Source organism: Streptomyces sp. NBC_01275 (assembly GCF_026340655.1).
In the GTDB taxonomy this organism is placed as follows: domain Bacteria; phylum Actinomycetota; class Actinomycetes; order Streptomycetales; family Streptomycetaceae; genus Streptomyces.
The window spans coordinates 6394275-6416241 of the sequence record NZ_JAPEOZ010000001.1 but is presented as its reverse complement, the minus strand read 5'-3'; the positions used below and the strand labels follow the sequence as shown (position 1 = coordinate 6416241).

Sequence of the window (21967 nt, the reverse complement as noted above, 5' to 3'; positions counted from 1 at the left end):
CCGCGGGGTGTGAGTTACGCCTGCCCTGTGGGGAGGCCACCGCTTCCGGTGTGATCGGTCATGCGGCTACTGCATCACGGCCATGGCGAGCGCACGGCGGGCGCGCAGCGAAGCGCGCTCGGCCCGGCGCTGCATCCGGCGAGCGGTCGCCAGGCGCACGGCCCGGCGTTCCCGCTCGGCCTCGTGCAGTCGCTCGTGCATATGCGCACGAGCCAGGGCTTCTGGAATGAGTTGCATCTCGCGGGTCCTGTTCTGGCGCGACTCGTACGCGCCGGTGGTGGTGATGTCTTCGGTCGCGGAGCCTGCGGGCTCGCTGGCGGACGGCTTCATCGGGGCCTGCTTCTGGGGATCGTTCGTGAGGGGGCGGTCGATTGTTCCTGCGGTGTTCATGCCGTGACCGGGTTCTTGCGCGGGCGACCACGCGGCCGCTTCCGGGCGACGACGACGCCCTGGACGAACAGCTCGCCGCCCCAGACGCCCCAGGGCTCACGCCGCTCCTTGGCGCCGGCGAGGCAGGCCTCGACCAACGGGCAGGTGCGGCAGAGGGACTTGGCGTACTCGACGTCCGCCGGCGACTCCGCGAAGAAGACCTCCGGGTCGTAGGAACGGCAGGGGACGGGTACGCCGAGGTTCTCGATGGCGTCGTCGAGCGCGGTGAGCGCCGTGAGCGGGGTCAAGGTGGAGTCCTCCGTGAGGCAGGGCGGGGGGATCGTTTCGGAAGGCGGTACGGACGGGGCGTGCGCTTCGAGTTGCACGGTTGGTCTTCCTCGTCTGGTCGGTCCGGTCCGGTGGGACCGGGTGTCGGCTGGGTACCGGGTTCTTTTCTTGTCCCGAGGCCCCTTCGCTCCGTCGTCCCCGTTGGAGGACAAACAGAAGGGCCGCGGATCCCGGGTGGGGTTCCGCGGCCCTGAAGGCGCCTGCCTGATCGTCGATCAGGCTGGATCACTCCAGGGTTCTGGCCCACGGAAGGCCCACATCAGGTGGTGCTGCGTCGTCTGCTTCCGGAATCCGGCACCGGCTGCCGCAAAGGCATAGGTCCGTGCCTGTGCCCCTACTGCTTCCAGTGCCTCGGTCGGTCGCTCATTGCGCTCACGGACGGGAAGACCCGCGGGAGCAACGGAGGAGGACGCCGGACGGTCGGCACGAATGCCGGACAGACCGGTGCCCAGGTTCGAAACGCCGAGCATGCACAGGGAGACGACCGAGGGATCGGTCAGTTTGGCGGTGGAGCTGCTGTTGATGATGATCACTGGAATCGCCTCCTCTCGGCGTCTCGGGGACCGGGGGTGAACCCAGCCCGTCGGGTATGCAAGTACAGCACGGAATCAGGGCCTTCGAGAAGGCCGCCGTCCCCGTGTCTAAGAACCTATGGGGATTGCCGGGGCATGCGCAAACTATTTTTTCGACGAGTTCACATCAGTCACCCGCTTCTTCCCCTCCCACGTCCTGGCCTGCGCAGATGGCCAGCACATCGGCTCCGTAGCGGTTGAGCTTGCGCACTCCGACGCCCGGGATCCGCGCGAGCTCGCCGTCTTCCTCGGGAACGGTCTCGGCGATCGCCATCAGCGTCTTGTCGGTGAAGACGCAGAAGGCGGGCTGTCCGTTGCGCTGCGCCTGGACCGCGCGCCAGTCCCGAAGCCGTGCGTAGAGGCCCTCGTCCATGTCGGAGGGGCAGTCCTCGCAGCGCATCAGCTTCATCTCGCCGGCGTCGGTCAGGGAGCGCCCGCAGACCCGGCAGCGGGCCGGGGTGCGCTGGGTCCTGCGCGGAACGGCGGGGGTGCCGACCGCCGCTGCGGCGAAGCCGCGCTCGATGCCTCCCGCGGCGCCGACGGAGCCGCGGGCGGCGGCGCCTGAACCGGGGCGCAGGCCGTCGAGGAAGCGGCTGGGGCGGCGGCTGGGGCGCCCGCCGGGCGAGCGGGACAGCGCCCAGGAGACGTGCAGGCGCTCGCGGGCCCGGGTGACCCCGACGTAGAGGAGACGGCGCTCCTCCTCGATCTGCTCGTCGGTCCTGGCGTAGGTGATCGGCATCATCCCCTCGGCGACACCGACGAGGAAGACGACGTCCCACTCCAGGCCCTTGGCCGAGTGCAGGGAGGCGAGGGTGACGCCCTGGACGGTCGGGGCGTGCTGTGCGTTCGCCCGTTCGTCGAGTTCGGCGACCAGGTCGGCGAGGGTGGCGGCGGGTCTGGCGGCGACGAAGTCATGGGCGAGGTTGACCAGTGCGGCCAAGGACTCCCAGCGCTCTCTGACGGCCCCGGAGCCGGCCGGGGGCTGCGGAGTCCAGCCTTCGCCCGAGAGGACGGCACGCACCTGGGAGGGCAGGTCGACGGTGTCCTCGAGAAGGGTGTCGTTGCCGCCGAAACGGGCCGCCCCGCGCAGGGCGACGCCCGCCTTGCGCACCTCGGGGCGGTCGAAGAACCGCTCGGCGCCGCGCAGCTGGTAGGGGACGCCGACGTCGGCGAGGGCCTGTTCGTAGGTCTCGGACTGGGCGTTGGTGCGGAACAGGATGGCGATCTCGGCGGCCGGGACGCCGGCGGCGAGGAGTTCGCGGATGCGGCGGGCCGCGCCCTCGGCCTCGGCGGGCTCGTCGGCGTACTCGGCGTAGCCGGGCTCGGGGCCCGGGTCGCGCTGGGAGATCAGCTCCAGCCGGTGGTCGGCGGCGCGGCCGCGGGCCTGGGAGAGCAGTCCGTTGGCCAGGTGGACGACCTGGGGGGTGGAGCGGTAGTCGCGGACCAGTTTGACGACGGTGGCGGCGGGGTGGCGGGTGCGGAAGTCGAGGAGGTGGTCGGGGGTGGCTCCGGTGAACGAGTAGATCGTCTGGCTGGCGTCCCCGACGACGCACAGGTCGTCCCGGTCGCCGAGCCACAGCTCCAGCAGACGCTGCTGGAGGGGGCTGACGTCCTGGTACTCGTCGACCACGAAGTGCTGGTACTGGGCGCGGACCTGCTCGGCGACGTCCTGCCGGTCCTGCAGCACGGCGACGGTCAGCAGCAGGACGTCCTCGAAGTCGATGACCGCGCGGTCGCGCTTGAGGTCCTCGTAGGCGGCGTAGAGCTGGGCGATCTCGGCGGGGTCGCGGGGGGCTTCGCGGCCCGCCTTGGCGGCGGCCAGGGCGTAGTCGGCGGGGACGGTCTGGGTGACCTTGGACCACTCGATCTCCCCGGTGACGTCCCGCAGTTCGCCCCGGTCGAGGCGGATGCGGCAGGCGGCGGCCGCGTCGGCGACGAGCTGGATCTTGCGGTCGACGAGCCGGGGCATGGAGCCACCGATGACTTTCGGCCAGAAGTACTGCAGCTGGCGCAGGGCCGCGGAGTGGAACGTACGGGCCTGGACGCCCTGGGCTCCGAGCTGGCGCAGCCGGCCGCGCATCTCGCCGGCGGCGCGGTTGGTGAAGGTGACGGCGAGCACGGTGGAGGGGTGCAGTATCCCGGCGCGCACGCCGTAGGCGATGCGGTGGGTGATGGCCCGGGTCTTGCCCGTGCCGGCTCCTGCCAGCACGCACACCGGGCCGCGCAGGGCGGTGGCCACCTCGCGCTGCTCGGGGTCGAGCCCTTCGAGCACCGCGTCGGCCGAGTCCGGTACCTGCGGGAAGAGGGGGGAGTGCGTTGCTGCTGTCACATGGCCATGCTGCCAGGTCGGCGGAGACGGACGAGCCGGTTGTCCACAGGTGGGCCCTCGCGGTCGTACTAATGCGGTGAGAGTCACCTTCGGCCATCGGCGCCCGGGGGGAATGGCGGCTCTTTCCCGTGCGTTCTCTCCCTGCGAGAGTCCGTCCCCCGACCTGCCGAAGGAGCCCGAGAGACATGCTGGGCACTGTGACGATGTACAGCACCACGTGGTGCGGCTACTGCCAGCGGCTGAAGAAGCAGCTGGAGCGCGAGGGCATCGCGTACACCGAGATCAACATCGAGCAGGACCCGGAGTCCGCGGCGTTCGTGGAGAAGGCGAATGGCGGAAACCAGACGGTGCCGACCGTGCTGTTCGCCGACGGTTCGACGCTGACGAACCCGTCGCTGGCGCAGGTGAAGCAGAAGGTCGGCGCGTAAGCGGTTCACGCACATAGGGGTGGCCGTCCCGGTCCGGGACGGCCACCCCTATGTCGTTCTCAGATAGGTCGTTCTCAGATGAAGCTGCGCGTCGGCAGCGGCTTGCCGTACCAGAGCTCGATCAGCCGGGCCGCGATCGAGATGCCGTACGGGGGCAGCACCTCGCCGGACTCGAAGGCGGCGCCGAGCTCGTCGCGGGAGAACCAGCGGGCCTCGTGGATCTCGTCGCCGTCGACGTTGATGTCGGTGGAGGTGGCGCGGGCCATGAAGCCCAGCATGAGGCTGGACGGGAACGGCCACGGCTGGCTGGCGATGTAGTCGACCTGGCCGACGGTGACGCCGGCCTCCTCGAAGACCTCGCGGCGCACGGACTGCTCGATGGACTCGCCGGGCTCGACGAAGCCGGCGAGGGTCGAGAAGCGGCCCTCGGGCCAGTGGACCTGGCGACCCAGCAGGATGCGGTCCTCGTCGTCCGTGACGGCCATGATCACCGCCGGGTCGGTGCGCGGGTAGTGCTCGGCGCCGCAGGCGGGGCAGCGGCGGATGTGGCCGGCCGCGGCGATGACCGTGCGCTCGCCACAGCGGGAGCAGAAGCGGTGCAGCCGCTGCCAGTTCTCCAGGGCGACCGCGTGCACCATCAGGCCGGTGTCGCGCGGCGACAGCAGCAGTCCGGCCTCGCGCAGGCCGGCCGGGCGGGCGGACTGGTCGATACGGCCGGGCAGCGCGTCCTTCTGGAGGGCGAAGTAGCTGACGCCGTCGTCGTCGGCGCCCAGGAAGTAGCGGTGCGCCTCGGTGAGGGGGGCCTCGAACGAGGGGGTCATGACGAGCTCGGTCCGGCCCTCCGGCGTCTCGTCGATGAGGACCTGGCCGCCGGAGACGACGAAGCAGCGCGTCGTGGGGTGGCTCCACGCCGCCGCGAGCCAGGCCTCGTCGAGCCGGTGGTGGGCGGCCCGGTCGATGCCGCTCGGGGCGGTGAGCGAGATGGGTAGGTCGGCGTTCTGATCGGTCCAGGTGGTCACGGGTGCTTCCAACTCCCCCGGTGGAACGGATTGTTTCGGCGGGCGGTTCAGCGGGACGTACAGCAGGGGGCGACCGGGGCGGGTGCGGTGGCGCGGTGCGGGGCGGTCGGTCCAGTGTGCCCCGCGCGCGGGTCCGCTCCGGACCGCGCGAGGCGCTCAGGGCGCATGGCGCCAGTTCTCCGCCAGGTCGCCCCAGAGGTACGCGGTGGTCTCGACGCCCTTGAGGAGGAGGTCCAGCTCGACCTTCTCGTTCGGGGCGTGCCAGCCGTCCGAGGGGACGGAGACGCCCAGGAAGAGGACGGGAGCGCCGAGGACTTCCTGGAGGTCGGCGGCCGGTCCTGAGCCGCCCTCGCGGGTGAAACGGACGGGGCCTTCGAAGGCGCGACCCATGGCGCGGACCACGGACTGCAGGGCGGGGTGGTCCAGCGGGGTCAGGCACGGGCGCGTGGCGGGGCTGAAGGCGATCTCGTGGCGGACGCCGGCGGGCACCTGCGCGGCGGCCCAGGCGCGGACGGCCTTCTCGACCTGCTCGGGGTCCTGGCCCGCGACCAGCCGGAAGGACAGCTTCACGAAGGCCGAGGACGGGATGATCGTCTTGCTGCCGGGGCCCTGGTAGCCGCCGCCGATGCCGTTGACCTCGGCGGTGGGGCGGGCCCAGATGCGCTCCAGGGTGGTGTGCCCGGCCTCGCCGTGGGTGGCGTGGGACCTGGCGGTGCGCAGCCACTGGTCCTCGTCGAAGGGCAGCTCGGCGAAGAGCTCCCGCTCGCGGTCGGTCAGTTCGACGATGCCGTCGTAGAAGCCGGGGACGGCGACGCGCGCGTGCTCGTCGTGCAGCGCGGCGACGAGGCGGGCGGCCGCGGTGGCCGGGTTGGGCACGGCGCCGCCGAAGGAGCCGGAGTGGATGTCCTGGTCGGGGCCGGACAGCCGGATCTCGCACTCCGCGAGACCGCGCATGCCCGTGCACACCGTGGGGGTGTCCTCGGACCACATGCCGGTGTCGGAGACGATCACGGCGTCGGCGGCGAGTCGCTCCGCCTGCTCCTCGACCAAGGCGCGGAAGTTCGGGGAGCTGGACTCCTCCTCGCCCTCGATCAGCAGCTTGAGGTTGACCGCCGGGGCGGTGCGGCCGGTGGCGGCGAGGTGGGCGCGGACGCCGAGGGTGTGGAAGAACACCTGGCCCTTGTCGTCGGCCGCCCCGCGCGCGTAGAGGCGGTTCTCGCGGACGACGGGCTCGAAGGGGTCGGTGTGCCAGCCGTCCTCGCGGGCGGCGGGCTGCACGTCGTGGTGGCCGTAGACCAGGACGGTGGGCGCCGCGGGATCGCCGGAGGGCCACTCCGCGTAGACGGCGGGCGCACCGGGCGTCTGCCAGACCTCGGCGGTCGGGAAGCCCGTCTCCTTCAGCTTGGCGGCGAGCCAGTCCGCACTGCGCCGTACGTCGGGGGCGTGGTCGGGCTGCGCCGACACCGACGGAATGCGCAGCCACTCGGCGAGGTCGTCGAGGAAGGCGGCGCGGTGCTGCTCGATGTACGTGCGGACGGCGCTGACGGCACTGTCAACGGGATGGCTCATGGTCACGAGCCTATCGGCCCGCACCGACATCCTCGCCGGGCCCTTGCGCGGCGTTTACTTGCGCGGTACGCCCTCCGCGGTCGTCCTGGACGCCCTCTTCCCCCGTCAACAGGCGCTCCAGGGCGGCACGGTCGGGAAGACCGGCGGGCCGCACGACCTCTCCGGTGCGCACATAGAGGAACGCCGCTGTGACGGATTCCACGGGCACGCGCTGCTGTTCGGCCCAGGCGAGCCGGTACAGGGCGAGCTGGAGAGGGTCGGCGGTATGGGCGCGGTGGGTCTTCCAGTCGACGATGTCGTACGTCGCCGTGGCGCCGTCGCCCTCTTTGTAGACGGCGTCGATGCGGCCCCGTACGACGCGGCCGGCGAGGGCCAGTTGGAAGGGGGTCTCGATCCTGTAGGGCGTGCGGTGGGCGTACTCGGTCAGCTCGAAGGCCTCCTTGAGGGCCTCCAGGTCGCGTTCGTCGGCGATCTCGGCGTCGCCGCCGGGCAGCTCCTCCGGTTCCAGCAGGGGCAGCGTCAACGCCTCGAAGCGGGCCTCCACCCAGGCGTGGAACCGGGTGCCCCGGCGCGCGGCCGGTTGTGGGGGGTGCGGCATGGGGCGCGCGAGTTCCTGCGCGAAACCGTCCGGGTCGGCGGCCAGGCGCAGCAGCTGTGAGGCGGTCAGCGTCGTCGGCAGGGGGACGTCCGTGACGCTTCGGCGGGTGCGCTGGAGCTCTCCGGCGAGCGCGTCGAGGTCGCGGTCCCAGGAGGCGACGGTGCGGGCCTCCTCGGGGGTGAAAGGGGGCCGGCGCCGGGCACGGGGGCGCCGGGGCTCGACGGAGGGGGCGGCGGAGGGTTCGGGGGCCGTCGCCTGGTGCGGGAACGCGGGGCGGTCGGCGCTCCAATCGTCCCAGTCGCCCGGGCTCTCCTCGACCGGGCCTGCCTCGTCGTAAGGGCTTGCCCCGTCGTAAAAGTCCGGCTCGTCGTAGAGGTCCGCCTCGTCGTACGGGGGCTCGTAGGAGAGTTCGTCCTCGTCGGGCGGCGGGGGCCAGTCGGGGTCGTCGTGGGCGTCCGGGTCGTGGGTGGCGGTGGGGTGGCCGGCCTCGTGCGAGGCGAGGTCCTCCAGGTGGGCGAGGACGGTCTCGGCGGCGGCGCGGCGGCGTGCGAGGGCGTCGTCGTCCAGGGGCAGCGGCCAGACCTGGTCGACGGTCGCCGCGTGCAGAACGGGGTTCTCCTGGTCCTCCTCGGGGGCGTCCGCCCAGACCTCGATCTCTCCGTGTCCGGCCGTGCAGTGGTCGTACAGCTCCTGGAGGAAGGCGGACGGTCCGCGGGGCTTCTTCTGGGTGGGGCCCCACCAGTGGCCGGAGCCCAGGAGCAGGGAGCGGGGGCGGGTGAAGGTGACGTAGCCGAGGCGGAGTTCCTCGGTGTGCTGGTGGTCCTTCATGGCCTCCTGGAAGGCCTTCATGCCCCGTGAGTCCCAGGATTCGAGGTCGGGGAGCGTGTCGGCGTCGCCGCGCAGTTCGTGCGGCAGCACCTTGGCCTGGGCGGTCCACTTCTCCCGGCCCTGGCCGCTGGGGAAGGTGCCGGTGACCAGGCCGGGGACCGCGACGACGTCCCACTCCAGGCCTTTGGACTTGTGCGCGGTGAGCACCTTGACGGTGTTCTCGCCGCCGGGGAGGGCGTTGTCGAGGCCCTTCTCGTACTGGGCCGCGGTGCGCAGGAACCCGAGGAAGGCGAGCAGGCTCGCCTCGCTCTCGACGGCCGCGAAGGCGGCGGCGACGTCGAGGAAGTTCGACAGGGTCTCCCGGCGGCGGGCGGCCAGGGCGTGCGGGGACGCCGACAGCTCGACCTCGAGGCCGGTGACGGCGAGGACGCGGTGCAGGACGTCCATCAGGGGGTCGGACAGCGAGCGGCGCAGATCGCGCAGTTCGGCGGCGAGGCGGGCGAAGCGCACGCGCGCGTACGGCGAGAAGGGCAGCCCGTCGTCGTCCCCCGTCCCGTCCAGGGGGGTCTCCAGGAAGGTGTCGAGGGCGTCCGCCAGCGATATCACCTCGGACGGATCGACCCCCTCGACGGCCTCGGCGAGCCGGCGGTCCGGGTCGTCGCCGTCGCTCCCGCGCGCGTGGGACACGAGCAGACGGGCCCGCCGCCCCAGGAGGGCGAGGTCGCGTGGGCCGATGCGCCAGCGCGGGCCGGTCAGCAGCCGGACCAGGGAGGCGTTGGCGCCGGGGTCCTGGAGGACCTCGCAGACGGCGACCAGGTCGGCGACCTCGGGCAGGTGCAGAAGACCGGACAGGCCCACCACCTCGACGGGGACGTCCCGTGCGACCAGCGCCCCCTGGATCTCCGCGAAGTCGGTGGCCGTACGGCACAGGACGGCGATCTCGCCGGGCGCCTTGCCGGTGTTCACGAGGTGGGCGATGGAGTCGGCGATCCAGTCGATCTCCTCGGCGTGGGTGGTCAGGAGCGCGCAGCGGACCACTCCGTCCCGCTCGGCGCCGGGAGCCGGGCGGAGGGCCTCCACGCCCGCGTGCATGGCGCGCAGGGGCTCGGCGAGGCCGTTGGCGAGGTCGAGGAGGCGGCCGCCGCTGCGGCGGTTCTCGCTGAGCGCCTGCCGGGCGGCGGGGCGGCCGTCGGCGTGCGCGAAGTGCTCGGGGAAGTCGTCGAGGTTGGCGACGGAGGCGCCGCGCCAGCCGTAGATGGCCTGGCAGGGGTCGCCGACGGCGGTCACCGGGTGGCCGGTGCCGCCGCCGAACAGGCCGGCGAGGAGGATGCGCTGGGCCACCGAGGTGTCCTGGTACTCGTCCAGGAGGACCACGCGGAACTCCTCGCGGAGGATGCGGCCCACGTCGGGGAGGTCCGCGAGCTGCGCCGAGAGCGCGATCTGGTCGCCGAAGTCGAGCAGGTCCCGCGCGCGCTTCGCGGCCCGGTAGCGCAGCACCAGATCGGCGAGCTCACGGCGGGCGGCGGCCGTCTCGGGCACCTTGCGCAGATCGGCGTTGGTGAGCTTGGCCCCCTCCAGCGTGCGCAGCAGCCCGGCGTCCCACGCGCGCAGGTCCTCGGGCCGTACGAGGTGTTCGGCGAGCTCGGAGTCGAGGGCGAGGAGGTCGCTGACCAGGTCGGCGAAGGAGCGGGTGAGTGCCGGATAGGGGCCCGGGGCTTCGCGCAGTACGCGCGCGGCGAGCTGGTAGCGGGTGGCGTCGGCGAGCAGCCGGGAGGTCGGCTCCAGGCCGATGCGCAGGCCGTGGTCGGTCAGCAGACGGCCCGCGAAGGCGTGGTAGGTGGAGATCACCGGTTCGCCCGGCGGGTCGTCGGGGTCGATGACGTCCGGGTCGGTCACTCCCGCCCTGACGAGGGCCTTGCGGACGCGTTCGGCGAGTTCGCCGGCGGCCTTGTTGGTGAAGGTCAGGCCGAGGACCTGTTCGGGGGCGACCTGGCCGGTGCCGACCAGCCACACCACGCGGGCGGCCATCACCGTCGTCTTGCCCGACCCGGCTCCGGCCACGATCACCTGCGGGGCGGGCGGCGCGACGATGCAGGCCGTCTGCTCCGGGGTGAACGGGATGCCGAGGAGCTCCTTGAGCTGCTCGGGATCGCTGATACGGGCGGGCATGTCGCCGAGGCTAGCGGCGGGCACTGACAGTCGGTGACCAATCGGCCCTCAGGGGTGGAAGACGCGCAGGTCGGCGCAGTCAGCGCGGTAGGTCAGTGCGGTAGGTCACTCGACCACCTGCCGTCCCTCTGGCCGTGCGCTGCACGAGGCGCGGAAGGCGCAGTGGGTGCAGTGCTGGCCGGTGGTCGGGGTGAACCGTTCGTCGAGGACCTTGCCGGCCGCCGTGGCCAGCAGATCGCCGACCCACTCCCCCTCCAGCGGCTCCTGGGCCTGCACCTTGGGCAGGCTGTCCCCGCCGTCCCGCTTGGCGGCGCCCTGGCGCAGCTGGACGAGTTCGGCACCGCCCGATTCGGGGCGCACGCCCTCGAAGGCCTCGTCGACGGCGCCCTCGCGGACGGCGAGCTGGTAGACGGCGAGCTGGGGGTGGCGCTCCACCTCGCGCGTGGTCGGGGCCTGCTTGCCGGTCTTGAAGTCGACGACGTAGGCGCGGCCCTCGCCGTCCGCCTCGACGCGGTCCATCTGGCCGCGGATGCGCACCTCGTAGTCGCCCGCTTCGAGGGTGACGTCGAAGTCGTGCTCGCTGGCCACCGGCGTACGGCCGATGCGGGCGCCGCCGGTGTCGATGTGCCAGGCCAGGAAGCGCTCCAGCGCCACGCGTGCGTGCTCCTTCTCCTGCGCGGACTTCCAGGGCGCGTCGAAGGCGAGCGCGTTCCACACGGAGTCGAGGCGTTCCATGAGGACGGCGAGGTCGGCCGGGGTGTGCCCGGAGGCGACCTCGTCGGCGAGGACGTGCACGACGTTTCCGAAGCCCTGGGCGACGGTCGCGGGGGCGTCGGCCTTCACCTCGCGGCCGAGGAACCACTGCAGGGCGCAGGTGTTGGCGAGCTGGTCGAGGGCGCTGCCGGAGAGCACGACGGGCTGGTCGCGGTCGCGCAGCGGCATCTTGCTCTCGGTCGGCTCGAACATGCCCCACCAGCGGTACGGGTGCGCGGACGGCACCAGGGGGCGGCCGTCCTCGTCGCTCAGCGCGGCGAGGCGGGCCAAACGGCGGGCGGCGGCCTCCCTGAGGGGCGCCGAGGCGCGTGGGTCGACCGTCGTGGCGCGCAGTTCGGCGACCAGCGCGGCGACCGACAGGGGGCGGCGCGGGCGGCCCGTGACGTCCTTTGGCTCGACGCCGAGCTCGGTCAGGAAGCGGGAGGGCTGGTCGCCGTCGTCGGCGGGCGCCTTCACCGCGGTGACGACGAGACGGTCACGCGCGCGGGTGGCGGCCACGTAGAACAGGCGGCGCTCCTCGGCGAGCAGCGCGCCCGGGGTGAGCGGCTCGGCGAGTCCGTCGCGGCCGATGCGGTCGGCCTCCAGCAGGGAGCCGCGGCGGCGCAGGTCCGGCCACAGGCCCTCCTGGACGCCGGCCACGACGACCAGGCTCCACTCCAGTCCCTTGGCGCGGTGCGCGGTCATCAGGCGTACGGCGTCGGGGCGCACGGCGCGCCGGGTGAGGGTGTCGGCGGCGATGTCCTCGGACTCGATCTCGGCCAGGAAGTTCAGGGCGCCCCGGCCGCCGGTGCGCTCCTCCGCGCGCGCGGCGGTGGCGAACAGGGCGCAGACGGCGTCCAGGTCACGGTCGGCGTTGCGGCCGGCCGCGCCGCCGCGCCGGGCGGACCGTTCCAGACGTGCGGGCCAGGGCGTGCCCTCCCACAGGTCCCACAGCGCCTCCTCGGCGGTCCCCCCGCGCGCGAGGCGCTCTCGGGCCCTGGCGAGCAGCGCGCCCAGCCGCTGGGCGCCGCGCGCGTACGCCGGGTCGTGCGTGACGAGCCGCTCCGGCTCGGCCAACGCGCGCGTGAGGAGTTCGTCGGACGGCGGCGGCAGCGGGTTGCCCGCGGCACGCTCCTCCTCGCGCAGGGCGCGTCCGAGGCGGCGCAGGTCGGCTGCGTCCATGCCGGCGAGGGGGGAGGCGAGGAGGGTCAGGGCGGTCTCGGTGTCGAGCCAGCAGACGTCCGGCTCCGCGGAGCGGCCCTGTTCCGCAGAGCGGCCCTGTTCCGCAGAGCGGCCCTGTTCCGCAGAGTGACCCGCGTCCTCGTCGGACATCCCGTCGGAGTGCCCTGCTTCCCCGGCGTCCTCCGCTGCCGCGGAGTGTCCCGCCGCCTCCGCCGTGGCCACCGCCCGCAGGGCCGTCAGCAGGGGAGCGACCGCCGGTTCGTGGCGCAGGGGCAGGTCGTCGCCGTCGATGTCGAGGGGGACGCCGGCGGCGGTGAGGGCGCGGCGGACCGTCGGGATCGTACGGGAGCCGGCGCGTACCAGGACGGCCATCTCGCGCCAGGGCACGCCGTCCTCCAGATGGGCGCGGCGCAGGATGTCGGCGACGTTGTCCAGTTCGGTGCCGGTCGTCGGGTACGTGTAGACCTCGGCGCGGCCGCCGTCGCGCGCAGGGGCGAGCTCGCGGTGGGCGCGGACCTTGTCCGCCGGGAGGCGGGTCAGGGGCATGCGCTGGGTCAGCAGCCGGGTGGCGGTCAGCAGCGCGGCGCCGGAGCGACGGGAGGTCCGCAGCACCTCGACGGGGGCCGGGCGGCCGTCGACGCGCGGGAAGGCGTCCGGGAAGTCCAGGATCCCGTTCACGTCGGCGCCCCGGAACGTGTAGATGGACTGGTCGGGGTCGCCGAAGGCGACGAGGGTGCGTCCGCCGCCGGCGAGAGCGTGCAGCAGCCGTACCTGGGCCGGGTCGGTGTCCTGGTACTCGTCGACGAACACGGCGTCGTACTGCGCGGCGAGCCGCGCGCCGACCTCGGGGCGGTGGGCGAGGAGGACCGCGCGGTGGACGAGTTCGGCGTAGTCGATCACGCCGTGCAGGTCCAGCACGTCGAGGTACTCGGCGAGGAAGGCGGCCGCGGCCCGCCAGTCGGGGCGGCCGATGCGGCCGGCGAAGGCGTCCAGGGCCCCGGGGCCGAGGCCCAGTTCGCGGCTGCGGGCGAGGACCGCGCGGACCTCGTCGGCGAAGCCGCGCGTGGTGAGGCAGGCGCGCAGTTCGTCCGGCCAGCGCACATGCGCGAGGCCGAGGCGTTGCAGGTCGAGCTGGCCGGCGAGCAGCTCGCGGACGGCCACGTCCTGCTCGGGTCCGGACAGCAGTCGTAGGGGTTCCACGAACAGATCGGCGTCCTGATGGGCGCGGATCAGGGCGTAGCAGTACGAGTGGAAGGTGGTCGCCTGGGGCGCGCGGGCGGCGCCCATGCGCAGCGCCATCCGGTCGCGCAGTTCGACGGCGGCCTTGCGGCTGAAGGTCAGCACCAGGACACGCTCGGGGTCGCCGCCGCGGGCGATCCGGGCCGCCACGGACTCGACGAGCGTGGTGGTCTTCCCGGTGCCGGGACCGGCCAGGACGAGCAGCGGACCGGCGGCGTGGTCAACCACGGAGCGCTGTACGGCGTCCAGACGAGGGGGATCCACCTGGGCCGGCGGGGTACGCACCAGTCGGTAAGCGCCACGGTTCCCCTGTCGCCCCTGAGGGTGCGGCAGGCGCCTGGTGGAGAAAGAGGAGCTCACGTGGTTCGCCGGTCCTGGTGGGTGTGCTGGTTTGCAGACAACCGCTTCGGGAGGGCGGTGGTCGCGGGATGAGGGAGACGCGTGCGGCCGACGCTACGCCGACGGACCGTTCGGAAGCAGGGCTTCCGCTTCTTCCCTCCCGGCCCGCACGCCACGCACGCCCCACGCCCATCGAACGTACGCCATGCCACGGACGTGCCCGCTTCCTCCCGGTTCCCCCGTACGGACCACGGGGTCGCCCCGACGCCGTCCGATGGCGGACGCTGTCAGGTGTGACCCTCCGCGCGTTCGCCGCCGTCCCATCGGGCCCGCTTCATGTCGAGGCGCGGCAGATGGCCCTGGGCGGCCCTGCTCGCCTCCTTCAGGGGCGTGCCCTCGGTGCGGTAGTGGTCGAGCGCGCGCAGCTCGTGGCCCGGGAGCAGCTGCCCGTCGGCGCGCACCACACGCCACCAGGGAGCGGCTCCTCCATAGAGGGCCATTACACGGCCGACCTGCCGGGGACCGCCCTCCTCGAGCCACTCGGCGACGTCCCCGTACGTCATGACGCGCCCGGGCGGGATCAGCTCAGCGACCTCGAGGACCCGCTCGGCGTACTCGGGCAGCGCGTCCGCGTACTCCGCGTACTCCGCGCGGGCGACGTCGTACTCCGGCCCGGCGTCGTCCGGAAGGCTCTGCTCGCTCATCCGCCCCATCCTGCCCCATCCCACCGACAATGCGACGGGCCGGCGACTGTGCGTGACCCTCGCCCCCGAGCGGCGCTTCGGGCAGACTGTGCGCCCCCGCGTTTGCACCCTGATGCCCCTGTGTGTCGGTGGGGCATGCCACCATCGTGCGGGCGGTGACCGGTGATACGAGATCAAGAAGAGACCATGAAGCAGCAGGGTGTGCATCCCGAGGACGCCGAGGGCACCTCTGACGCTGCCGCGCGCCCGGACAACGCGGACGAGACCCGGGAAGACGCACGGGACGAGTCGTGCGAAGAGGTGCACATCGACGAGGTGGAGGGCGACGAACCACTGCTCCCCGCGCGCGTGCACCGCCCCTCCGACCTGATGCGCCTGCTGGTGGGCGTGCTCGCCGTCATCGTGCTGCTGGGCATCGCCGCCTTCGCGCACGGGACGACCTCCGGCCTCGAACAGGACATCAACAAGGGCACCGGACAGGCGCCCGATCTGCTCATCAAGATCGCGGGGCTGGCGTCCAGCATCGCGATCCTGCTCGTGCCGGTCGCGTTCGCGATCGAGCGGCTGATCAAACGGGACGGGCTGCGCATCGCCGACGGCGTGCTCGCGGCCGTCCTCGCCCACGGTGTGACCCTCGCCACCGACCTTTGGGTCGCCAAGGCCGCCCCGGGCTCGATCCAGGAAGCCCTCACCCAGCCGTCCCCGAGCGACATCCACGCCCTCACCGACCCGGTGCACGGCTACCTCGCGCCCGTCATCGCGTACATGACGGCCGTCGGCATGTCGCGTCGCCCGCGCTGGCGGGCGGTGCTGTGGATCGTGCTGCTCCTCGACGCCTTCTCCATGCTCGTCACCGGCTACACGACCCCGTTCTCGATCATCCTGACGGTGCTGATCGGCTGGACGGTGGCCTACGGCACGCTGTACGCCGTCGGCTCGCCGAACGTCCGTCCCACCGGACGGAACCTGATGGCGGGCCTGCGGACCGTCGGCTTCCACCCGGTGAGCGCGGCCCGCGAGGAGGCGCCGGACACCGCGGAGACCGGCGACCGCGGCCGACGCTACTTCGTCACCCTGGAGGACGGCCCGCCGCTGGACGTCACAGTGGTCGACCGCGAACAGCAGGCCCAGGGCTTCTTCTACCGCGCCTGGCGCAACCTGACCCTGCGCGGCTTCGCCACCCGCAGCAGCCTGCAGTCGCTGCGCCAGGCCCTCGAGCAGGAGGCGCTGCTCGCCTACGCGGCGATCGCGGCCGGCGCCAACGCGCCGAAGCTGATCGCGACCTCCGAACTCGGCCCCGACGCCGTGATGCTGGTCTACGAGCACACCGGCGGTCGTACGCTCGACTCGCTGGCGGACGAGGACATCACCGACGACCTGCTGCGGGACACCTGGCACCAGGTACGGGCCCTGCAGTCCCGGCGCATCGCGCACCGCCGGCTGGTGGGCGACGCGATTCTGGTGGATCGTTCCGGCACGGTGATCCTCACCGATCTGCGGGTCGGGGAGATCGCGGCGGGCGACCTGCTGCTGCGCATGGACGTCTCCCAGCTGCTGGTGACCCTGGGCCTGCGGGTGGGCGCCGAGCGGGCGGTCGCCTCGGGCGTGAGCCTGCTCGGCCCCGACGCCGTGGCGAACTGTCTGCCGATGCTCCAGCCCATCGCGCTCAGCCGCTCCACGCGCGCGACGCTGCGCAGACTGGCCCGGGAGCGGGCGCAGCGCGAGCGTGAGGCGGTCCTGGAGGCGTCCCGGCTGGCGAAGCAGGCCCGGCTGGAATCCGGGCAGGACGAGGAGCCCGTCCCCGGGAAGTCCGACAAGAAGGCCGTACGGGCACAGGCGCGGGCCGAGAAGCGGGCCATCGACGACGCGCTGGAAGGGGCCCGCGAGGAGGATCTGCTCACCCAGATCCGGCACGAGGTGCTGCGGATCCGGCCCCAGGCGCCGGTCGAACCGGCCCGGCTGGAGCGGGTGCGGCCGCGCACCCTGGGGAGTGTCATCGCCGGCGCCATCGGCGCCTATTTCCTGCTGACGCAGCTCACACACATCGAGTTCGGCCCGCTCGTCGCCAACGCCGAGTGGGGCTGGGTCGCGGCGGCCGTGGCGTTCTCCGCGCTGAGTTATGTGGCCGCGGCGATGAGTCTGCTGGGGTTCGTGCCGGAGCGGGTGCCGTTCCCGCGGACGGTGGCCGCGCAGGTCGCCGGGTCGTTCGTGAAGATCGTCGCCCCGGCCGCAGTCGGCGGGGTCGCGCTCAACACGCGGTTCCTGCAGCGCGCGGGGGTGCGGCCGGGGCTCGCGGTGGCCAGCGTCGGCGCCTCGCAGCTGTTCGGGCTCGGCTGCCACATCCTGATGCTGCTGTCGTTCGGCTATCTGACGGGCACTGAGAAGACGCCGTCGCTGTCGCCGTCCCGCACGGTCATCGCGGGGCTGCTCACGGTGGCGGTGCTCGTGCTCGTGGTGACGTCGGTGCCGTTCCTGCGGAAATTCGTCGTCACGCGCGTGAGGTCGCTGTTCGCGGGCGTCATCCCGCGCATGCTGGACGTGCTGCAGCGGCCGCAGAAGCTGGTCACCGGCATCGGCGGCATGCTGCTGCTGACGGCCTGCTTCGTGATGTGCCTGGACGCCTCGATCCGCGCGTTCGGCGACGAGTCGACCTCGCTCAGCATCGCCAGCGTCGCCGTCGTCTTCCTCGCCGGCAACGCCCTCGGCTCCGCCGCCCCGACGCCGGGCGGTGTCGGGGCGGTCGAGGCGACCCTGACGGTCGGTCTGATCGCGGTCGGCCTGCCCAAGGAGGTCGCCGCTCCCGCGGTGCTGCTGTTCCGCCTGCTGACGCTCTGGCTGCCGGTGCTGCCGGGCTGGCTGGCCTTCAACCATCTGTCCCGCAAGGGCGCGCTCTAGAGGGGCGACGGCCCGCGGCGGCGGCCGTACCTCGTACGGACCGTGCCCCGCGCGCGCGGTCGGGCCCCACCGCAGGATGGGATCATGCCGAACCCCTCCCGTCCGCATGCCGCCGCGCTGACCGCCACCGCCCTGCTGCTGTCCTCCCTGGTGGCGGGCTGCGGCGACGACGCCCGCGACGAGGATCTGACGGCGCAGCAGCTGAGCTGGAAGGACTGTCCGGCCCCCTCCCAGGCGGAGGGCGGCGGCAGCGCGCCGTCCGCGCTGCCGGACGGCGACGAGTGGCAGTGCGCCACGATGAAGGCGCCGCTCGACTGGGACGACCCGAAGGGCGACACGATCGGGATCGCGCTGATCCGGGCGGCGGCGAGCGGCGACGCGAGCGAGCGGATCGGCTCGTTGGTGTTCAACTTCGGCGGCCCCGGCGGCTCGGGCGTCACCACGCTGCCCGCGTTCGGCGACGAGTACGCGGCCCTGCGTACCCGCTACGACCTGGTGAGCTTCGACCCGCGCGGAGTCGGCCGCAGCGCCGGCGTGCGCTGCGAGAACGACCAGCAGCTGGACGCCTACTTCCAGCAGGACACGACGCCCGACGACGCCGCCGAGCGCAGCACACTGCTGGACAACACCAAGGAGTTCAACGCGACCTGCGAGAAGAACTCGAAGAGGATGCTGCCGCAGGTGCGCACCACCGACGCGGCCCGCGACATGGACCTGATGCGCCAGGTCCTCGGCGACGACAAGCTGTACTACTTCGGCATCTCCTACGGCACCGAACTGGGCGGTGTGTACGCCCACTTGTTCCCGCAGAACGTGGGGCGCGCCGTCTTCGACGCGGTCGTCGACCCGACGCAGACGGCCGAGCAGGGCGCGCTCGGGCAGGCCGAAGGCTTTCAGCTCGCGCTCGACAACTTCGCCGAGGACTGCACGTCCCAGACCGAGGACTGCCTCGTCGGGGACAGCGTGCAGGACGTCAAGGACCGGATCGCCAAGCTGCTGAAGGACCTCGACGCCAAGCCGATCCCGGGCATCTTCCCGCGCGAGCTGACCCAGAGCGCCGCGACCAACGGCATCGCGCAGGCGCTGTACTCGAAGGACTTCTGGGAGTACCTCACCGAGGGCCTGGACCAGGCCTACAGCGGCGACGGCAAGATCCTGATGCTGCTGTCCGACCTGATGAACGGCCGCAACGACAACGGCGAGTACAGCAACATCACCGCCGCCAACGTCGCCATCAACTGCTCCGACGACAAGCCGCGTTACTCCGTGGGCGACGTGGAGGAGAGGCTGCCGCAGTTCCGGGCGGCCTCCGCCACCTTCGGGGACTTCCTGGCCTGGTCCATGGTCACCTGCACCGACTGGGCCGTGCCGGGCGGCGCCGACCATCCCGACGTGAGCGCGCCCGGGTCGGCGCCGATCCTCGTCGTGGGCAACACCGGCGACCCGGCGACCCCGTACGAGGGGGCGCGCAAGATGGTGACCGCGCTGGGCGAAGGCGTCGGGGTCGAGCTGACGTACAAGGGGCAGGGGCACGGTGCGTACGACAGCAAGAACACCTGCGTGCGGACGGCGGTGAACGGCTATCTGCTGGACGGCAAGGTGCCGGCCGCCGGAACCGTCTGCTCCTGACGCCTCCTCCCCCTCCGTCCTCCGCTTTCCCGCTAATTTCCTGGAAAACCCGCAGGTCAAAAGGTTATCCACAGGCTCGGACGGGCCGAGCGTGATCCGCCTACTATGGCCTGACAGCCGTACGCCGACTCGTGCGGACGGTCCGCAAGGGGGGAAGGGCACATGGCGCGACTCGGACGGTGGACGGCACTGGGCGCCGTCGCCGCACTGCTGGTGGCCGGTTGTAGCAGCGGCACGTCGGACGGCGGCAAGGACGACAAGGGGGGCAAGGGGAGTACGACCGGAGCGCAGCCGTCGGCCGGTTCCTCGGCCACGACCGCGGCGCTTCCGGCCTCGCTGACCGGTCAGAAGCTCGACTGGGGGCGCTGCAAGGCCACCGCGGACTCCGCCGCGCCGGGCAGCGACTGGCAGTGCGCGACGCTCAAGGCGCCGCTGGACTGGTCGAAGCCGGACGGCACGACCATCGATCTCGCCCTGGTGCGCGCCAAGGCCCGCGGCGGCGACGGCAAGCGGATCGGCTCGCTGCTGTTCAACTTCGGCGGCCCCGGCGGCTCGGGCGTGTCGACGCTCCCGGCCTTCGGCTCCACGATGTCCTCGTTCCGCGACCGCTACGACCTGGTGAGCTGGGACCCGCGCGGGGTCGGCGCCAGCGAGGGCATCCGCTGCCGCGCCAACAAGGACATCCGGGCCGCCGAGCCCATCGACTCCACCCCGGACACCCCGGCCGAGGAACAGGCGTACCTCCAGGACGCCACCGACTTCGGCAAGGGCTGCGAGAAGGCCGCCGGTGATCTGATCGCGCATGTCTCGACGACCGACACCGCGCGGGACATGGATCTGATGCGCCAGGTCCTCGGAGACGCCGAGATGCACTACTTCGGCATCTCCTACGGCACCGAACTGGGCGGCGTGTACGCCCACTTGTTCCCGAAGAACGTGGGACGCCTGATCCTCGACGCGGTCGTCGACCCGACCGCAGACGCGGTGGGCCACGCCGAGAACCAGGCGCGGGGATTCCAGCGGGCGCTCGACGACTACCTCAAGTCGACCGGCCAGGACCCCGAGCAGGGCAGCGAGAAGATCGCGGACCTCCTGGACCGGATCGACGCCGACCCGCTGCCGACGTCGGACGGGCGCAAGCTGACCCAGACGCTCGCCGTGACCGGCATCGTCCTGCCGCTCTACAGCAAGGAGGGCTGGCCGAGTCTGACCAGCGCCCTGAAGTCGGCGCAGAACGGGGACGGCTCCGAACTGCTGTCGCTCGCCGACGCGTACAACGAGCGGGACGCCTCGGGGAACTACGGCACGACGACCCATTCCCAACGGGTCATATCGTGCTTGGACGACAAGCAGCGGCCCACGCCCGAGGAGACCAAGAAGCTGCTGCCGGAGTTCGAGAAGATCTCGCCCGTGTTCGGCGACTTCCTCGGCTGGGACACGGCCGGCTGGTGCCACGACTGGCCGGTGACCGGGCAGTACGACACACCGGAGGTGAGCGCGGCGGGCGCGGCGCCGATCCTGCTGGTCGGCAATACCGGGGACCCGGCGACGCCCTACGAGGGCGCCCGGAAGATGGCGGACGAACTGGGCAAGGGCGTCGGAGTGCTGCTCACCTGGAAGGGCGAGGGACACGGTGCGTACGGGAGCGGGAGCGACTGCGTCGACTCGGCGGTGAACGCGTATCTGCTGAACGGCACCGTGCCGAAGGACGGCGCTGTCTGCTCATGACGACGGCGGGGGCTTCGGACACTCGTGGTGCGCGAAACCCCCGCCGGTCAGGCAGGCAGGTCTGCTCAGTAGACGGGCTTGCTCGGCTCGATCTGGTGGACCCAGCCGATCACGCCGCCGCCGACGTGCACGGCGTCCGAGAAGCCCGCGGACTTCAGGACCGCGAGGACTTCCGCACTGCGGACACCCGTCTTGCAGTGCAGGACGATCTTCTTGTCCTGCGGCAGACCCTCCAGGGCGGTGCCCAGGAGGAACTCGTTCTTGGGGATCAGCTTGGCGCCCGGGATGGAGACGATCTCGTACTCGTTCGGCTCGCGGACGTCGATGATCTCGATGTTCTCGCCGTCGTCGATCCACTCCTTGAGCTGCTTGGGAGTGATCGTGGAGCCGGCCGCCGCCGCCTGGGCCTCCTCGGAGACGACGCCGCAGAAGGCCTCGTAGTCGATGAGCTCGGTGACGGTCGGGTTGTCGCCGCAGACCGCGCAGTTCGGGTCCTTGCGGATCTTGACCTGGCGGTACTGCATCTCCAGGGCGTCGTAGATCATCAGGCGGCCGACCAGGGACTCACCCGTGCCGGTGAGGACCTTGATCGCCTCGGTGACCTGGATGGAGCCGATGGACGCGCACAGCACGCCCAGGACGCCGCCCTCGGCGCAGGAGGGGACCATGCCCGGCGGCGGCGGCTCCGGGTAGAGGCAGCGGTAGCAGGGGCCGTACTCGGACCAGAACACGGAGGCCTGGCCGTCGAAGCGGTAGATCGAGCCCCACACGTACGGCTTGTTGAGCAGAACGGCCGCGTCGTTGACCAGGTAGCGGGTCGCGAAGTTGTCCGTGCCGTCGACGATCAGGTCGTACTGGCTGAAGATGTCCATCACGTTCTCGGCCTCGAGCCGCTCTTCGTGAAGGACCACCTTGACGTACGGGTTGATGCCGAGGACGGAGTCGCGCGCGGACTCGGCCTTGGAGCGGCCGATGTCGGCCTGGCTGTGGATGATCTGGCGCTGCAGGTTCGACTCGTCGACCTCGTCGAACTCCACGATGCCGAGCGTGCCCACGCCCGCGGCGGCCAGGTACATCAGCGCCGGCGAGCCCAGGCCGCCGGCGCCCACACAGAGCACCTTGGCGTTCTTCAGCCGCTTCTGCCCGTCCATCCCGACGTCGGGGATGATCAGGTGGCGGGAGTACCTGCGGACCTCGTCTACGGTGAGCTCAGAGGCTGGCTCGACCAGGGGTGGCAGCGACACGGGGACTCCGTTGGTCGGTCAATCA

At 72.2% G+C, this 21967-nt stretch carries 14 protein-coding genes; 4 read left to right on the top strand and 10 right to left on the bottom strand.

Features of this window, described 5'->3' with window-relative positions; translation table 11 throughout:
* Nucleotides 1-66: 66 nt before the first annotated feature.
* From OG562_RS28510 to OG562_RS28495, 4 genes are all read right to left on the bottom strand, one after another.
* The gene (locus tag OG562_RS28510) at nt 67-390 is read right to left on the bottom strand and encodes a hypothetical protein (protein WP_266402768.1); all 324 of its coding nucleotides are present in this window, start codon (nt 388-390) and stop codon (nt 67-69) included.
* On the bottom strand, nt 387-755 hold the full coding sequence (locus tag OG562_RS28505; protein WP_266402767.1) for a WhiB family transcriptional regulator: 369 nt from the start codon (nt 753-755) through the stop codon (nt 387-389). Before OG562_RS28505 ends, OG562_RS28510 begins: the two co-directional genes overlap by 4 nt.
* Before the next feature lie 177 nt (nt 756-932).
* Nucleotides 933-1250 (bottom strand): hypothetical protein, encoded by a 318-nt coding sequence (locus OG562_RS28500; RefSeq protein ID WP_266402765.1) that lies wholly within the window; start codon nt 1248-1250, stop codon nt 933-935.
* A gap of 166 nt (nt 1251-1416) precedes the next feature.
* Nucleotides 1417-3618: an ATP-dependent DNA helicase UvrD2 gene (locus OG562_RS28495; RefSeq protein WP_266402763.1), complete on the bottom strand. Its 2202-nt coding sequence runs from the start codon at nt 3616-3618 to the stop codon at nt 1417-1419.
* Nucleotides 3619-3803: 185 nt separating this feature from the next.
* Here OG562_RS28495 and OG562_RS28490 point away from each other — a divergent pair, with 185 nt between their 5' ends.
* Nucleotides 3804-4046, top strand: a complete 243-nt coding sequence (locus OG562_RS28490; protein WP_266402761.1) for a mycoredoxin — start codon at nt 3804-3806, stop codon at nt 4044-4046.
* A 74-nt stretch (nt 4047-4120) separates the two neighbouring features.
* Here OG562_RS28490 and nudC read toward each other — a convergent pair whose 3' ends face one another.
* The 5 genes from nudC to OG562_RS28465 form a co-directional block, all read right to left on the bottom strand.
* Nucleotides 4121-5065 (bottom strand): NAD(+) diphosphatase, encoded by a 945-nt coding sequence (gene nudC / locus OG562_RS28485; protein WP_266402758.1) that lies wholly within the window; start codon nt 5063-5065, stop codon nt 4121-4123.
* A gap of 156 nt (nt 5066-5221) precedes the next feature.
* Nucleotides 5222-6634 carry a dipeptidase gene (locus OG562_RS28480; RefSeq protein ID WP_266402755.1) on the bottom strand — a complete coding sequence of 471 codons (1413 nt, stop codon included), beginning with the start codon at nt 6632-6634 and terminating at the stop codon, nt 5222-5224.
* A 10-nt stretch (nt 6635-6644) separates the two neighbouring features.
* Nucleotides 6645-10229: an ATP-dependent DNA helicase gene (locus OG562_RS28475; protein ID WP_266402752.1), complete on the bottom strand. Its 3585-nt coding sequence runs from the start codon at nt 10227-10229 to the stop codon at nt 6645-6647.
* A gap of 105 nt (nt 10230-10334) precedes the next feature.
* The gene (locus OG562_RS28470) at nt 10335-13763 is read right to left on the bottom strand and encodes an ATP-dependent DNA helicase (RefSeq protein WP_266402749.1); all 3429 of its coding nucleotides are present in this window, start codon (nt 13761-13763) and stop codon (nt 10335-10337) included.
* A 266-nt stretch (nt 13764-14029) separates the two neighbouring features.
* A complete protein-coding gene (locus tag OG562_RS28465; protein ID WP_266402748.1) occupies nt 14030-14446 on the bottom strand; it encodes an MGMT family protein in 417 nt (138 codons plus the stop codon).
* A gap of 186 nt (nt 14447-14632) precedes the next feature.
* On the opposite strand from OG562_RS28465, the gene OG562_RS28460 reads away from it, so the two are divergent.
* The 3 genes from OG562_RS28460 (at nt 14633) to OG562_RS28450 (ending at nt 20698) form a co-directional block, all read left to right on the top strand.
* The gene (locus OG562_RS28460; RefSeq protein ID WP_266402746.1) at nt 14633-17341 is read left to right on the top strand and encodes a lysylphosphatidylglycerol synthase domain-containing protein; all 2709 of its coding nucleotides are present in this window, start codon (nt 14633-14635) and stop codon (nt 17339-17341) included.
* A gap of 84 nt (nt 17342-17425) precedes the next feature.
* Nucleotides 17426-18970, top strand: coding sequence for an alpha/beta hydrolase (locus OG562_RS28455; RefSeq protein WP_266402743.1), 1545 nt, complete (start codon nt 17426-17428; stop codon nt 18968-18970).
* A 162-nt stretch (nt 18971-19132) separates the two neighbouring features.
* Complete coding sequence (locus tag OG562_RS28450; RefSeq protein ID WP_266402742.1) at nt 19133-20698, top strand: alpha/beta hydrolase; 1566 nt, start codon at nt 19133-19135, stop codon at nt 20696-20698.
* Between the two features lie 65 nt (nt 20699-20763).
* On the opposite strand, the gene moeZ is transcribed toward OG562_RS28450, so the two are convergent.
* Nucleotides 20764-21942: an adenylyltransferase/sulfurtransferase MoeZ gene (moeZ, locus tag OG562_RS28445; RefSeq protein WP_266402740.1), complete on the bottom strand. Its 1179-nt coding sequence runs from the start codon at nt 21940-21942 to the stop codon at nt 20764-20766.
* Nucleotides 21943-21967: the final 25 nt, after the last annotated feature.

Bases quoted from the DNA above. Each gene is read 5' to 3' on its own strand.
- OG562_RS28450 (WP_266402742.1), top strand. From the start codon at position 19,133: ATGGCGCGACTCGGACGGTGGACGGCACTGGGCGCCGTCGCCGCACTG.
- OG562_RS28490 (WP_266402761.1), top strand. From the start codon at position 3,804: ATGCTGGGCACTGTGACGATGTACAGCACCACGTGGTGCGGCTACTGC.
- OG562_RS28460 (WP_266402746.1), top strand. From the start codon at position 14,633: ATGAAGCAGCAGGGTGTGCATCCCGAGGACGCCGAGGGCACCTCTGAC.
- OG562_RS28475 (WP_266402752.1), bottom strand. From the start codon at position 10,229: ATGCCCGCCCGTATCAGCGATCCCGAGCAGCTCAAGGAGCTCCTCGGC.
- OG562_RS28465 (WP_266402748.1), bottom strand. From the start codon at position 14,446: ATGAGCGAGCAGAGCCTTCCGGACGACGCCGGGCCGGAGTACGACGTC.
- OG562_RS28480 (WP_266402755.1), bottom strand. From the start codon at position 6,634: ATGAGCCATCCCGTTGACAGTGCCGTCAGCGCCGTCCGCACGTACATC.
- OG562_RS28455 (WP_266402743.1), top strand. From the start codon at position 17,426: ATGCCGAACCCCTCCCGTCCGCATGCCGCCGCGCTGACCGCCACCGCC.
- OG562_RS28510 (WP_266402768.1), bottom strand. From the start codon at position 390: ATGAACACCGCAGGAACAATCGACCGCCCCCTCACGAACGATCCCCAG.